The sequence below is a fragment of the Brevibacterium sp. SMBL_HHYL_HB1 genome, assembly GCF_018208375.1.
Taxonomy (GTDB): domain Bacteria; phylum Actinomycetota; class Actinomycetes; order Actinomycetales; family Brevibacteriaceae; genus Brevibacterium; species Brevibacterium intestinavium.
The window spans coordinates 4065826-4080192 of record NZ_CP062936.1 but is presented as its reverse complement, the minus strand read 5'-3'; the positions used below and the strand labels follow the sequence as shown (position 1 = coordinate 4080192).

Annotated in this window: 13 protein-coding genes; 8 read left to right on the top strand and 5 right to left on the bottom strand. The window is 64.9% G+C overall.

All coding sequences use genetic code 11. The features are described 5' to 3' along the window. The first annotated feature begins 1 nt into the window (after window position 1). The 4 genes from IG171_RS18490 to IG171_RS18475 are packed head-to-tail and all read left to right on the top strand — an operon-like array spanning window position 2 to window position 2959. A complete protein-coding gene (locus IG171_RS18490) occupies window positions 2-1012 on the top strand; it encodes an NAD(P)H-quinone oxidoreductase (RefSeq protein ID WP_212128807.1) in 1011 nt (336 codons plus the stop codon). After that, window positions 1009-1518, top strand: coding sequence for a proteasome activator (locus IG171_RS18485; RefSeq protein ID WP_212128805.1), 510 nt, complete (start codon window positions 1009-1011; stop codon window positions 1516-1518). The genes IG171_RS18490 and IG171_RS18485 overlap by 4 nt, the downstream gene beginning before the upstream one ends. Then, window positions 1515-2123 (top strand): hypothetical protein, encoded by a 609-nt coding sequence (locus IG171_RS18480; RefSeq protein WP_249203828.1) that lies wholly within the window; start codon window positions 1515-1517, stop codon window positions 2121-2123. The genes IG171_RS18485 and IG171_RS18480 overlap by 4 nt, the downstream gene beginning before the upstream one ends. Next, entirely contained in the window at window positions 2120-2959 is an 840-nt protein-coding gene (locus tag IG171_RS18475; RefSeq protein WP_212128803.1) for an HAD family hydrolase, read from the top strand. Before IG171_RS18480 ends, IG171_RS18475 begins: the two co-directional genes overlap by 4 nt. A 68-nt stretch (window positions 2960-3027) precedes the next feature. On the opposite strand, the gene IG171_RS18470 is transcribed toward IG171_RS18475, so the two are convergent. Both IG171_RS18470 and serS read right to left on the bottom strand, forming a co-directional pair. Then, on the bottom strand, window positions 3028-3876 hold the full coding sequence (locus IG171_RS18470; RefSeq protein WP_212128801.1) for an HAD family hydrolase: 849 nt from the start codon (window positions 3874-3876) through the stop codon (window positions 3028-3030). A 49-nt stretch (window positions 3877-3925) separates the two neighbouring features. Then, window positions 3926-5206, bottom strand: coding sequence for a serine--tRNA ligase (serS, locus tag IG171_RS18465; RefSeq protein ID WP_212128799.1), 1281 nt, complete (start codon window positions 5204-5206; stop codon window positions 3926-3928). Between the two features lie 139 nt (window positions 5207-5345). On the opposite strand from serS, the gene IG171_RS18460 reads away from it, so the two are divergent. From IG171_RS18460 to IG171_RS18445, 4 genes are all read left to right on the top strand, one after another. Next, window positions 5346-6461, top strand: coding sequence for a diacylglycerol kinase family protein (locus IG171_RS18460; RefSeq protein ID WP_249203826.1), 1116 nt, complete (start codon window positions 5346-5348; stop codon window positions 6459-6461). 248 nt (window positions 6462-6709) lie between these two features. Further along, window positions 6710-8020: an ISL3 family transposase gene (locus IG171_RS18455; RefSeq protein ID WP_212127363.1), complete on the top strand. Its 1311-nt coding sequence runs from the start codon at window positions 6710-6712 to the stop codon at window positions 8018-8020. 106 nt (window positions 8021-8126) lie between these two features. Next, complete coding sequence (locus tag IG171_RS18450; RefSeq protein WP_212128797.1) at window positions 8127-10064, top strand: hypothetical protein; 1938 nt, start codon at window positions 8127-8129, stop codon at window positions 10062-10064. 243 nt (window positions 10065-10307) lie between these two features. Beyond that, a complete protein-coding gene (locus IG171_RS18445) occupies window positions 10308-11627 on the top strand; it encodes a lipoprotein 17-related variable surface protein (protein WP_249203825.1) in 1320 nt (439 codons plus the stop codon). 147 nt (window positions 11628-11774) lie between these two features. On the opposite strand, the gene IG171_RS18440 is transcribed toward IG171_RS18445, so the two are convergent. The 3 genes from IG171_RS18440 to IG171_RS18430 form a co-directional block, all read right to left on the bottom strand. Next, a complete protein-coding gene (locus tag IG171_RS18440; protein WP_212128795.1) occupies window positions 11775-12650 on the bottom strand; it encodes a DUF1206 domain-containing protein in 876 nt (291 codons plus the stop codon). A gap of 183 nt (window positions 12651-12833) precedes the next feature. Further along, window positions 12834-13274, bottom strand: coding sequence for a helix-turn-helix transcriptional regulator (locus IG171_RS18435; RefSeq protein WP_212128793.1), 441 nt, complete (start codon window positions 13272-13274; stop codon window positions 12834-12836). A gap of 14 nt (window positions 13275-13288) precedes the next feature. Next, entirely contained in the window at window positions 13289-14290 is a 1002-nt protein-coding gene (locus IG171_RS18430; protein ID WP_212128791.1) for a DnaJ C-terminal domain-containing protein, read from the bottom strand. Between the last annotated feature and the right edge of the window lie 77 nt (window positions 14291-14367).

Here is a 14367-nt window from a genome sequence, read left to right as displayed (position 1 = left end):
CATGCGAGCAATCACGATCTCCTCCCCAGGTGAACCCGAAGTTCTGCAGGTCACCGATGAGCCGACGCCCGACATCGCCGCCGACGAGGTCCTCGTCCGCGTCCATGCCGCAGGCGTCAATCGGGCCGATCTGCTGCAGCGCCAGGGCTTCTACGATCCCCCGGCCGGAGCCACGACTATCCCCGGCCTCGAGGTCTCCGGCGTGATCGACGAGCTCGGCGCAGAGGTCACCGGGTGGTCGGTCGGCGACCGGGTCGCGGCCCTGCTGTCCGGCGGAGGCTACGCCGAGTACGTTCCCGTCCCGGCCGGTCAGCTCCTGCCCGTGCCCGATGGCCTCGACCTCACCGAGGCCGCCGCTCTGCCCGAGGTGCTCGCCACCGTGTGGTCGAACATCGTCGGCCGCGGGCGAGTCACGGCAGGCGAATGGCTGCTCGTCCACGGCGGCGGATCGGGAATCGGCACGGCCGCGATCCAGATCGCACGCCACCTCGGCGTGAAGATCGCCGTCACCGTCGGGTCCGAGCGCAAGGCCGAATTCTGCCGCGAACTCGGCGCCGACGCCGTCATCAACTACCGCGAAGAGGACTTCGTCGCCCGAGTCCACGAGATCTGCGTCCATGACGACCGCGGGACCGGAGCCGATGTCATCCTCGACATCATCGGCGCGAAGTACCTCGAACGCAACATCAAGGCACTGGCCGCCGACGGTCGGCTCGTCATCATCGGCATGCAGGGCGGGACGAAGACGGAGATCAACCTCGGCTGGCTCATGCAGTCGCGCAAATCCGTCTCCGGCACGACCCTGCGGGCACGGCCGAAGGAGCAGAAGATCGCCATCATCGCCGATGTGGGCCAACACGTCTGGCCAGGCGTGATCTCCGGCGACATCCGCCCCATCATCCACGAGACCCTGCCGTTGGCCGACGCGGCCGGCGCCCATCGGGCGCTGGAAGAGGGCGAGAACATCGGCAAGGTCCTGCTCGTCGTCGCAGAGGTTGGTGAGAACGCATGACCGAGACCCCAGATGAGAGCCGCGTCGAAGGCGGTCTGGCCCGGTCCGAGGACCGGGAGGCCGACATCTCGTCACCGGCGAAGGTGATGCGCATCGGCACGATGGTCAAGCAGCTGCTCGAAGAGGTCCGCAGCACCGAGCTCGACGAGAAGGGGCGCGAGCGGCTCGCGGAGATCCACCGTCGCTCCATCGAAGAGCTCGAAGAGGGCCTGTCGGCCGAGCTCATCGACGAGCTCGAACGCCTCGATCTGCCCTTCGACTCGCAGGACGGCCCGCCCACGACTTCGGAGCTGCGCATCGCGCAGGCCCAGCTCGTCGGCTGGCTCGAAGGCCTCTTCCACGGCATCCAGACAGCCATCATGGCCCAGCAGGCGATGGCCCAGCAGCTGGCCGGTTCCGGTCAGCTGCCGCCCGGAGCGGTCGTGCCCCCGCCCGGGGCCGAATCCCAGTCGAGCCAGAAATCGGCATCGGAGCGAGACGACAGCGGCACCGGCAACTATCTGTGAGCGGCTTCTTCGACCGCCTGCGACGCAGGGTCGGCCGCGGCGCGGGCCGCAGCGGATCCGAGGCCGGCACCGACGATCAGCGCTTCGGCACCGGTCTGTGGCGGCACAACCACGACCGCTTCCTCCGCGCCGTCGACCGCTACTACACCACGGCTCTCGCCCTCCACGAGGCCCGCACCTCCGGTGATACGGCCGAGTCCGCGGCCGCCTCGGCGCGTGACGAGACGGAGGGCACGGCCGTTGACCCGACGGACGGGACTGCCGAACACGACCCGATCGACGTCATCGTCGACGGCACCCACCGGCTCAATTCCCTCGTGCCCGTCGTCGACGACATCACCGCTGCACTGCACCGGACCCACCCCGTGACCGGGCAGATCGTCCCGGGGCCCGCACGGCAGGCCGTCGGAGATGCCCCCGAGCTGCTGACGAAGGCATCATCGAAGGTCGCCGAGGCGGTGCTGGCTGCTTCCATGGCGCGCAGCGAGGTCCCGGCCGGTAAGCCGATCGGCTCGAGTGCACAGGCGACCGAGCGCTTCATCTCCGACGCCGAGGAGCTGCTGGAGCGGGCGCGGCAGAATCTCGCTAGGCTGGAGCGACCATGACACCTCCCATCTCCATTGACCGCCTGCCTCCCGACGACTTCTCACTCGGCCTCGTGGCCAGCGACATCGACGGGACGCTGCTGCTCGACTGGCAGCCGATCTCAACGGCCACGATCGATGCGATCCATCGCTGCCAGGATGCGGGCATCCCCTTCGTTCCCGTCACCGGCCGGCCGATCCGCTGGCTCGCCCCGATCGCCGAGCAGATCCCCGACCTCGGCCGGGTCGTCTGCCTCAACGGCGCCGTCGTCTACGACATCGCCTCCGATTCGGTCGTCGAAGCCCACAGCATCGAAACCGACACTCTGTCCGAGATCACCTCGGCGATCATGGCCGCCCACCCGGAGGCCCGATTCGCCTATGAGACGCTCACCGGGGGATTCATCGACCGCGAGTTCGTCGCTCACCGACCGCGCGAGGCCCGCATCATCGACGATGTCTCCCAGCTGCACGGCCACGAGGTCGTCAAGGTGCTCGTACGGCTGGACACGAGCGATTCGCAGGCGATGCACGACCTCGTCGACCCGCTCGTCGAGGGCACCTGCCATGCCTCGTTCTCCGAACCGGACAACGGGCTCGTCGAGCTCGCCCCGGCCGGAATCACGAAGGCCAAGACGCTGTCGGACCTGTGCGACCACCTCGGCGTGGCCCGGTCGCAGGTCATGGCGTTCGGCGATATGCCCAATGACATAGAGATGCTGTCGTGGGCCGGGCACGGGGTCGCCATGGGCAATGCCCTGGGTTCGGTCAAGGCGATCGCCGCCGCCGTCACCGAGGAGGTCGACGAGGACGGGGTCGCCCGCTACCTCGACGCGGTCCTCGACGCCCGCCGCTGACTCGGGAGCCTCTGTTCAGGGGCCGCCCCAGCGGCGGCCGCCGAGGAGGCCGTCCCGGGAACTGCCGCTCAGGGGCGGGTGTCGGTGGTGCCCACGGCCCCGAGGAGGGCGCGGTCGAGGTCGAAGCGATCGACCAGCGCCGTGGCCAGGCCGTCGTCCTCGATCCGACCGGTGATCACGGTGGCCAGGGCCTTGAGCTCGTCCTTCGCCTGGCCCATGACGATCGAGTGGCCGACCCATTCGATCATCTCGAGGTCGTTGAGGCCGTCGCCGGCGCCCACCGTGTGCTCGCGGTCGATGCCGAGTTCGGCGGCCACGAGTTCCAGGCCGCTGGCCTTCGAAGTCCCGTCGGGGGCGATGTCGAGCCAGTTGCTCCACCCCACCGAATAGCTGACTTCGTGGAGCCCGAGCCGGTCGACGGCGGCGGCGAACTCCTCGGCCGTCCCATTGACCTCGCGCATGACGATGCGTGTGGCCCGCTTCGTCAGCAGCTGCTCGAAGTCGACGATGTCGAGGGTGTCGGACTCGGCGAGCTCACCGGCAGGGAACTCGCCGGACGCCCACCGGTGCAGGTCGGGGTCCTCGACGAGGAAGAGCGCGCTCGGCAGTGCCTCGTGCATCTTTTCCAGCGCATCCCGGGGGTCGAAGGAGACCACATGGTGCAGCTCCCAGCCCAGCGGCTGCTCGGGGTCGAGGCGGACGACGACGGAGCCGTTCGAGCACACGACGAATCCGTGCTTGAGGCCCAGGGCGTGCACGACCTCGAGGGCACCGGGCAGGGCACGGCCGGTGGAGATCACGAGATGGTGCCCGTCCTCGGCGAGCCGATCGAGCACTTGCCTCACCGACTCCGACAGTGATCCGTCGTAGCCGACGATCGTGCCGTCGACGTCGAGTGCGATGAGGTGAGGGGCCAATGTGTCTCCCAACTTGAGCTTGCGGTGTCTGTTTCGTTATCGCCTGCGCTCAGTAGCGCGGACCCTCCGGTCCCTGTGCGGTCATGCCGCCGAGGTAGGGCCGCAGCGCCGCGGGCACGGTGACCGAGCCGTCGGCCTGCTGGTGGTTCTCGAGGATCGGCACCAGCCAGCGGGTGTTGGCCATGGTGCCGTTGAGGGTGGCGACCGGACGGGTCGCTCCTTCGTGGCGCTCACGGATCTGCAGGCGGCGGGCCTGGAACGTCGTGCAGTTCGACGTCGAGGTCAGCTCGCGGTAGGTGCCCTGCGTCGGCACCCAGGCCTCGCAGTCGAACTTGCGGGCGGCCGAATCGCCGAGGTCGCCGGCCGCGGTGTCGATGACCCGGTAGGGCAGCTCGCACAGGCCCAGCATCTTCTCCTGCAGGCTCAGCATCCGCTCGTGCTCGGCCTCAGCGTCCTCGACCGAGACGTAGGAGAACATCTCGACCTTCTGGAACTGGTGGACGCGGATGATGCCGCGGGTGTCCTTGCCGTAGGAGCCGGCCTCCCGGCGGTAGCACGAGGAGATGCCCGCATAGCGCAGAGGCCCATCGCTCAGGTCGATGATCTCGTCCATGTGGAATCCGGCCAGGGGCACCTCGGAGGTGCCGACGAGGAACAGGTCGTCGGCTTCGAGGCGGTAGATCTCATCGGCGTGCTCGCCGAGGAACCCGGTGCCGCGCATGACCTCGGGCCGGACCAGCGTCGGGGTGATGGTGGGGCTGAAGCCGGCCTCCTCGGCGACATCGCGGGCAAGATTGAGCAAGGCCATCTCGAGCTTCGCCCCGAACCCGGTGAGGTAGTGGAAGCGGGAGCCGGAGACCTTCGTGCCGCGAGCGGTGTCGATGGCCCCCAGCTTCTCCCCGATCTCGAGGTGGTCGAGCGGTTCGAAGCCGTCGGGGGTGAAGTCGCGGGGCTCGCCGACGGTCTTGAGGGTCACGAAGTTCTCTTCGCCGCCTGCAGGAACGCCGTCGATGATGAGGTTCGGGACCTTCGACACGATCTGGTCGAAGGCGAAGCTCGCTTCCTCGGACTCGGCCGACAGGGACTTCACGGCCTCGGACTTCTGCTTGCCCTCTGCGATGAGTGCGGGCTTGTCCTCCTTCGGCGCCTTCGCGATCTGGGAGGAGAACGACTTCTGGTCCGCGCGAGCGTCCTCGTAGGCGGTGATGGCAGCACGTCGCGCGGAGTCGGCCGCGAGGACCTCGTCGATGAGCTCGACGGATTCCCCGCGAGCCTCCTGCGATGCCTTGAACAGGGCCGGGTTGTCTCTGAGAAGCGCTAGATCGATCACCCTCTCAGCTTAACGGCCCGGGCCTGTTTTCGACATTCCACGCCGGGCCGACGCCGGGCCCGCACGTCGGGGCGGGGCCCGCATGTCCACGGGAGCGACCCTCGGTGAGACCCGGAGACCGACACGGTAGATTTGGGACATGACCATCGCGTTGGATCCCCTGATGACCTGGGTCATCGTCGTCTGCGCCCTCGTCGTGCTCGCGGCCGCGTTCCTCCTCGGCCGACGCTCCGGTCTGCGCCGCAGCCTCAGCGCGGCCCGACACCTCACCCATCCGGCGAACCTCTCCGACGGTGAGGTCAGCGATTCGGCCCGCTATCGCGCCGCCCTCATCGTCAACCCCACGAAGACCGATGTGCGCCGGCTGGCCTCCACCGCCGACGCGATCTGCCGTTTCGAGGGATGGAGCCCTCCGCTCGTACTCGAGACCACCGTCGACGACTCGGGTGAGGGAGCCGCCACCCGTGCCCTCGACGAGGGGGTCGACGTCGTCATCGCCGCCGGCGGTGACGGGACCATCCGCGCTGTCGCCTCGGCGCTGGCGGGAACATCGACCCCGATGGGGATCGTGCCGCTGGGAACGGGGAACCTGCTCGCCCGCAATATCGACCTCGTCCTCGACAAGACGGAGTGGGCGCTGCGGATCGCCCTGTGGGGGCGCAATCGCGAGATCGACGTGGGGATGGCCAAGACCGATCCGGACGGCGACACCGAAATCTTCACAGTGATGACCGGGCTCGGCTTCGATGCCGCAGTCATGGCCGACACCAGCGACGACCTCAAGTCCCGCCTCGGATGGCTCGCCTACGTCGAAGCAGGATCACGGAAGCTCACGGGCAAACCCAGTCATGTAAAAGTCACGTTCGACGATGAATATCGGATCTCGGCGAGGGTGCGTTCGGTCCTCGGCGGCAATTGCGGCCGCCTGCAGGGCGGCATCCAGCTGCTGCCGCAGGCGGTCATCGACGACGGCATGCTCGACGTGCTCATCGTCAGCCCGAAGAACCTCGGCCAATGGGTCGGCGTCCTCGCATCGATCGCCGGCCGCCGGGCTTCACGCGGACTGCACACGAATATCCGGAAGTGCCGCAAGGTCGTCATCGAAGCCGGTGACGACGTCGATATTCAGCTCGACGGGGATCCGCTGGGGCAGTCGTCGTACCTCGAGATGGAGGTCAATCCCTCGGCCCTGACCGTGCGTGTGCCAACCGTCGAACAGCGCAAGCAGATCCGCGCCGAGGCGTGGCCGGTCTAGCTCGGAACCGCTGAGATCACGCGGCCGATGCCGCCCTTCGCCGAGGCGGCCGTGACAGTCATTCATTTACCGATGAGTAGGTCACGAAACGGCTAATGGAATTCACCTAAGTGTTACCGCTTTTAAGGGCTCATCGTAAACGAGAGTGTAGAACGGTGATTCCAGGACACGGCGAGTCGCTACCCGGATAGATGTCGAGGTCTTCCGATGATGGAAGTTCTCACACAACCCATCCGAAAGACCTCGACGTGGCCAAGCCTACTTTCTCAACCCCTGACCTCACGACATTCTGCCGACTCGACACCCTCGACCTCACCTGCACCGGCCAACACATCACCGGACACAAAGCCATCCTGGAATGCCGGCCCAACACTGCCGATGACTGGTGCCGACGGTGTGGTGGCCACGGGATCGTTCGCGATACCGTCGTCCGCCGTCTCGCCCACGAACCCTTCGGCCACCGACCGACCACGCTTCATATTCGCCTCCGCCGCTACAAATGCGTCGAGTGCGACCGCGTATGGCGTCAAGACACCACTGCTGCGGCGCCCCCACGAGCGAAGATCTCTCGAACCGGCCTCGACTGGGCGCTGCGTGCCCTCGTCATCGACCACGACACCGTGTCCGTGATCGCACGCAAACTCGCCGTGTCCTGGCACACCGCGAACTCCGCAATCCTCGCTGAAGGTAAGCGGTTGTTGATCAACGACCCGACGCGTTTCGACGGGGTCAGCGTCATTGGTGTCGACGAGCACGTATGGCGGCACACTCGGCGTGGCGACAAGTACGTCACCGTCATCATCGACCTCACCCCGATCAGCCAGGCAACAGGCCCAGCACGTCTGCTCGACATGATGCCCGGACGGTCGAAGCAGGTGTTCAAGCAGTGGTTGAAAGCCCGTCCGAAGGACTGGCGTGATGGCATCGACGTCGTCGCGATGGACGGATTCTCCGGCTTCAAAACAGCCTCGGTCGAGGAACTGCCCGATGCGGTCGAAGTCATGGACCCCTTCCATGTCGTCAAGCTCGCCGGTGATGCTCTCGATGATGTTCGTCGTCGTATTCAGCAGGAGACCACTGGTCATCGTGGACGAGCGAAAGACCCCTTGTATCGAGCGAGGAGGACTCTGCACACAGGCGCTGATCTGCTCACGACCAAGCAGCAGGAGAGGATCGCAGGCCTGTTCGCCGATTCGAGTTTCACCGAAGTCGAAGTCACCTGGGCTGTTTACCAAGACATAGTCAACGCCTACCGAACCGCCGACCGCAACGAGGGCAAGAAGCTCTTGAGAACGGTCATCGACGCACTGACGACGAATCTGCCGACAGAGCTGGTCGAGCTCAAACGGTTGGGACGGACTCTGAAGCGCCGAGCTGCCGATGTGCTGGCGTTCTTCACCCGACCGGGAACGTCCAATGGTCCGACTGAAGCGATCAACGGCAGGCTTGAACATCTGCGCGGGTCTGCTTTGGGGTTCCGTAACATCACCCACTACATCGCCAGGTGTCTGCTCGAGTCCGGTGGCTTCAGACCGGTTCTACACTCTCAATTACGATGAGCCCTTTTAAGCCTGAACAAAACGTACAGAAATAGTTTGGAAAACCCTTAGAACCTAGGATGAGTGCCGTATCACACCCCTCGCAACTGAGATTGAAGGCACTCCAATGAAGAAGATCATCCTCGCGCCGGCAGTCGCGCTAGCGTTCACCGGTCTTGTCGCCAGCCCGGTCGCTGCCGCGGAATCGACGTCCGCCCAGTCGTCGTCCACGCAGACTGCCGAGCAGAAGAAGACAGAAGCCGAAAAGGCCGAAGCCAAGAAGAAGGAAGAGGCCAAGAAGGCCGCGGCTGAGAAGGCTGAAGCCGAGAAGAAGGCAGCGGCAGAGAAGGCGGCCGCTGAAAAGAAGGCCAAGGAAAAGGCTGAGGCAGCCAAGAAGGCCGCCGCTGAGAAGAAGGCGGACGAAAAGAAGAAGGCCGCTGAGGACAAGGCGGACAAGAAGGACGACGCCGAGAAGCCGCCGAAGAAGGTCGACCCGAAGCCCGCTCCTGCCCCCAAGGACGAGAACAAAGACGCCAAGGACGACGACAAGTCCGAGGACGAGGCCAACCCGATCAACGCCTCGGTGCAGGTAACCTCGGGTGAGGTCACGGCCGAAGAGCTCGCCGAGGAAGGCGTGACCGTCAAGGTCACCGGCCTGGAGAAGGGCGACAAGGTCTCGGCGAAGTCCGGACTGACCGGCCCGGCCACGACCGCTCAGGGCTCGACCGCGACGATGAAGCTGCGCTCAGCCAATGAAGTCACCCAGGAGTCGGTGTCCTTCGCAGTGCAGGTACAGCGTGAAGGCACGGCACCGGCAACCGAAACCAGCGTGGTCCCGCTGGCCGAAGACCCCGAGGCTCCCGAGGTCGACCCGAAGGTCTCGCTCAGCACCACCGAGATCTCGCAGAGCCGCTTCGACGAGAACGGCATCACGGTCACCGGCGAGGGCTTCACCCCGAACGGCAAGGTCACCGTCGTCGGCGGCACCGCGACCTCGCCCTTCGCAACCCAGGAAGTCACAGCAGACGCCGAAGGAAAGATCTCCGCAACAACCCTGAAGTTCGAGGGCGACGAACCGCTTCCGGCCGGCGACTACTCCGTCTGGGGCGTCGATCAGGAGGCCGAGACCAACTCTCCGGCTCAGGACTTCACCATCACCGAAGACGACGCTGTTGAACCGATCGATGCCTCACTCAAGGTTGATCCGAAGGAGATCACTGCCGAGGATCTCGCCAACAGGGAAAAGGGCGTGACGGTCACTGTCTCCGGTGTCAAGAAGGGTGACAAGATCACGGACTCCCTCACCGGAGAGACCGAGACGGCAGAAGCCGACGGTGACTACGAGCTCAACCTCTGGTACGAGGGCAACCCCGACAACCTCGAGGTCGGCAAGGTTCCGTTCACCGTCACCATCGACCGTGAAGGCACCGAGTCGGAGACCCTCGAGGGCAACATCAACGTTGTCGCCGAAGACGGAGACGATGACGGGGACGACGGCAACGAAGACGGCAATGACGATGGCAAGGATGGCAGCGTCGACGGGGACGACGGTGAGACCGAAGCTCCCGCCGATGCATCCTTCACGGTCTCCCCGAAGAAGATCGAGGCCGCGGACTTCGCCAATGAGAACAAGGGCGTCACCCTCGCCGTCGAGAACTGCGAGCCCGGTGCGGATGTCCACTTCGAGGTCAACCCGAAGGGCATCAACGTCACGGCGTACGAGAACACCGTCACGGCTGATGACGAAGGCAATGCCTCGGTCAACGTCTTCGGCACCTCGTCGGATGTCTCGGCCTACGTCGGTGCTTACACCGCAACCGCGACCTGCGGTGACGACACCATGAAAGACTCCTTCACAGTCACCGGTGGCGCCAATGGCGGCGGATCTGACGGCGGCGACAACGGAAATGCCGGAAACGGCGGAGACGACGGCAGCCAGCTGCCGCGTACCGGTGCCGACCTCGGCGGACTGACGACGGGAGCCCTGCTCCTCCTCGTCGGTGGTGCTGCGATCGCACTGACCGGCCGCAAGAACAAGTTCGGACAGACTCCGACGAGCTTCTGATCCGAGCCAGGCGGTCAGCCTGGAACGACAGACGAAGGGGCGGCTCAGCACACACTGAGCCGCCCCTTCGTCTGTTCTGCCGTCCGAGACGAATCGGTGCTTCCAGGTGAATGGAAAATGAACTCTGTGACGGGGCCGAAGTCAGTGCTGAACAAAACGACCACAACTATGCGTGTGGTGAATGTTGCATTACTGTTACATTCGTAATAATTCACACCCAGCTGTCATTTTCTAAGGAAATACATGAAGAAGCTCGCCCTCGCTCCCGCAGTGGCCATCGCCATCACCGGCCTGGCCGCATCCCCAGTCATCGCTGCCCCCGGCTCGGTCAACTACTCGCACTCTGTCGTCAAGAACTCCGGCGACGCCCAGGAAAGCACTGCACCTGAATCACCTAAGGCTGATGCGCAGGCTATCGAGGCAGAGGTGACGACCTCCCCCAAGGAGATCACCGCCGAGGATCTCGCCAACAAGGACAAGGGAATCGTCGTCACGATCACCGGCCTTGAGGCCGGAGACAAGATCTCGGATTCGCTCACCGGCGAAGCCGGAACTGCTGAGGGCGATACCTTCGAATACAACATCTACTCCACTCAGCCTGCCGAGGACATCGAAAACGGTACGGTTGATTTCTCCGTCACGATCACTCGCGACGGTGAGCAGCGCACCTACGACGGGCTGAGCTTCAACGTCGTCGATGACACCGACGAGCCCGAGGCGCCCGAAGTCGACCCGAAGGTCTCGCTCAACACCGACAAGATCTCGCAGAGCGAATTCAACGAGAACGGCATCGAGGTCACCGGCGAGGGCTTCACCCCGAACGGCAAGGTCACCGTCGTCGGCGGCAACGCGACGTCGCCGTTCGCGACCAAGGAGGTCGAAGCCGACGACGAAGGAAAGATCTCCGCCACCCTGAAGTTCGAGGGCGACGAAGCACTTCCGGCCGGCGACTACTCCGTCTGGGGCGTCGACCAGGAGACCGAGACCAACTCCCCGGCTCAGGACTTCACCATCACCGAAGACGAGACAGAAGAGCCCACCGCTCCTGCTGAAGAAGCCAAGCTGACCGTCTCCCCCGAGTCGATCACCCCCGCTGACTTCGTCAAGGAAGACAAGGGCGTCACCCTCGCCGTCGAGAACTGCGAGCCCGGTGAAGACGTTCGCTTCCTCGTCACCCCCAAGGGCGAGTCGAGCGTCACCGCCTTCGACAAGACCGTTCAGGCTGACGACGAAGGCAAGGCCAACGTCAACGTCTACGGAACCAGCGCGTCCAATGCCTCGGCCTACATCGGCGACTACGATGTGACCGTCACCTGCGGCGATGACGAACTGACCGGTGACTTCTCGGTCGAAGAGGATCCGAATGCCGGTGGCGGCGACGGAAATGAAGGCGGAAACGACGATGGCGACAACGGAGATGCCGGCAACGGCGGCGACCTGCCTCGCACCGGTACCGAGCTGACCGGCCTCGTCGGCGGCGCGGGCCTCCTCCTCATCGGTGGAGCCGCAGTCGCTATGACCATGCGTCGCAAGAAGGTCGCCCAGGATCCCGCTGAGATCTGATAGCGACTGACCTGACTGATCGTCCGAGCTCGACTGAGCCGGGCGTGAGATGAAGAAGGGCGCGAACCCAATGTGGGTTCGCGCCCTTCTTCGTCTCTCTACAGCCAAATATCCGCGGCCAACATCTGCAGCCCGGCGGACGACAGCTCATTCCATGCGGTCGTACCTCGAACGCAAGGCGAGGAAGCCTCCGTAGAGGACCAGGCCGAGACCCACCGCCAACAGCAGATACGGCCCGAACGGCTGGTCGCGCATGCCCTTGAGCGCGCCGTCGATTCCGGTGAACTCCTCCGGATCACCGGTCGTCGCGGACACCACGATGAGGATGCCCACTGACAGCAGCGTTGCGCCCTTGCCCAGGTACCCGACGACGCCGGTGAATCCGACGAGGAAGCGAATGATCGCGCTCTGCGGACGACGCAGCTCCTCTTTCCATTTCCGTCGCTGACCATTGATACAGAACACGATGCCGATGATCGCAATCACGGCGCCGGCGGCCATGAGGATATACAGTCCGCCCGGCGCCTTCGCCACGGTCGTCGAAGCCTGTGAGCTCGACTTGCCCGAGTCCGCTCCCCCGCCGAAGACGAACTGCGCGAATGTCGCGGCGACCACCAGGTAGGCGATGGCGGAGCCGACCATGGTGAGGAAGCCGGTCCACTGCTTCCGGCCCTGCTTCTGCTGCGGATCCTTCGTTCCAGCGCCGCGCAGCGAGGCCGAACCGAAGAACGCATTGATCAGGCACCACAGCGCCATGAGCGCACAGCCGAGGAAGCAGATGATGATCAGCACCATGCCGAAGGGCTGCGAAGCGATCTGCCCGATGGCTCCCGCCTGATCGGCCTCGCCTCCGCCCTGGCCCAGTCCGATCGTCACAGCGGTCGCCCCGAGGATGGCGTGGACCAGTCCGTTGGCAATGAAACCCGCACGGGCGACTCTTTCGAACCACTGGCTGTCCGCGGCTTCCTGAGCCGCCGAATCGGCACTGTCGGCGACCTGTCGAACCTTCTCTTTCTCGTTCACAGAAGTCAGTGTCGCACGACATCTGCACCAATCTGCGAAGTTGAAAGTCACAATCAGGTGCACATTCGAAAGGCGGAGCGCGCACCCACAATGGGGTACGCGCTCCGCCTCGGCGTTCATGGCTGCCGTTCGCTATTGCGCTCCGACCCGACCTCGCCGTTCGGCTCAATCGTGCCGTTCAACTCAGCCGCGGCGGTACCGGTTGTACAGCACCAGGGCTCCCGGTTCAGGGCGACCCTGTGGGCGACGCCCGCGGGAGATCGAGACGACGTCTCCGCCGTCGGTGCCGGCAGCGAAGACGCGTGCCTCGCGTTCCTGCGCCGACATCCTCGAACGCACCTCGGCTTCGAGTTCTTCGTTGCGGCTCTTGAGCGCATCGACCTCGTTCTGCAGGTCGATGATCTTCTTGATCCCGACGAGGTTGACGCCCTCATCCTGGGACAGCTGCTGGATCAGCCGGAGCTTGGCGATGTCCTTGCCGGAATACCGTCGTCCCCGTCCCGCAGTGCGTTCCGGAGTGACTAGCCCCAGGCGGTCATACTGGCGCAGAGTCTGCGGGTGCATTCCCGCCAGATCCGCAGCCACCGAGATGACATACACCGCCGCACTCGATGAAATGTGCATTGTGCTTCACCACCTCAACTGGCCTTTGCCTTGTCCAGCAGACCATCGCGGGGATCCTCCCCCTCGGTCGCGGATTTGAATGCCTCGACCGCCGCCTTGGCCTCCTTGGACAGATTCTTCGGCGCCACGATCTCGACCGTCGCCAGCAGATCGCCGGTGCCTTTCTTCGTCTTCACACCCTTACCGCGCACCCGCAGGGTCCGGCCCGAGGGCGTACCCGGGGCGACCTTGACCTTGACCGGCATTCCGCCCAGGGTCGGGACCTTGACCTCGGCACCGAGGGCCGCCTCATCGAAGCTGACCGGCAGGTCCATGCGCAGATTGTCGCCGTCCCGGGTGAAGACCGGGTGCGGCTTCACATGCACGGTCAGGATCACATCGCCGGGTTCGCCGCCGTTCGGACTGGCCTTGCCCTTGCCGGCCAGACGGATCTTCTGTCCGTCCTTGACGCCGATCGGCGTGCGCACGGTCAGCGGTTTGCCGCCGGGCATATTCAGTTTCACCGAGGCACCGTCGATCGCCTCGGTGAAAGACAGGGTCGTGCTCGACTTGATGTCGCCGCCCTTGACCGGTGGCGAATACCCGCCACCGAATCCGCCGCCGAATCCGCCGAGCAGATCGGCGAGGTCCGGGGGCACGTCTCCCCCGCCGCCGTAGGTGGTGCGGGTCCGCGTCCTTCCGCCGCCTCCGAAGAGGTCGGAGAACACGTCCTCGAATCCGCCGCCGGCAGCACCGCCGGGTCCTCCCGAACCGGCGCTGAAGCGGGCTCCGCCGCCCATGGCGCGAACCTGATCGTACTGGGCGCGGGACTCCTTGTCGGACAGCACCTGATGCGCCTGTCCGATCTCCTTGAACTTCTCCTCGGCCTTCGCATCACCGGGGTTGGCATCCGGGTGATACTTGCGCGCGAGTTTGCGATAGGCCTTCTTGATCTCGGCGTCGGAAGCATCTTTGGAGACGCCGAGGGTCTTATAGAAATCCTTCTCGAACCAATCATTCTGAGGACCGGTATTCACCTGGCACCTCCTTCCTTCCCAACAATCCTGTCATCAACGTATTCACTTGTCTCCTCACAATCCGCGTCCCCGGGGAA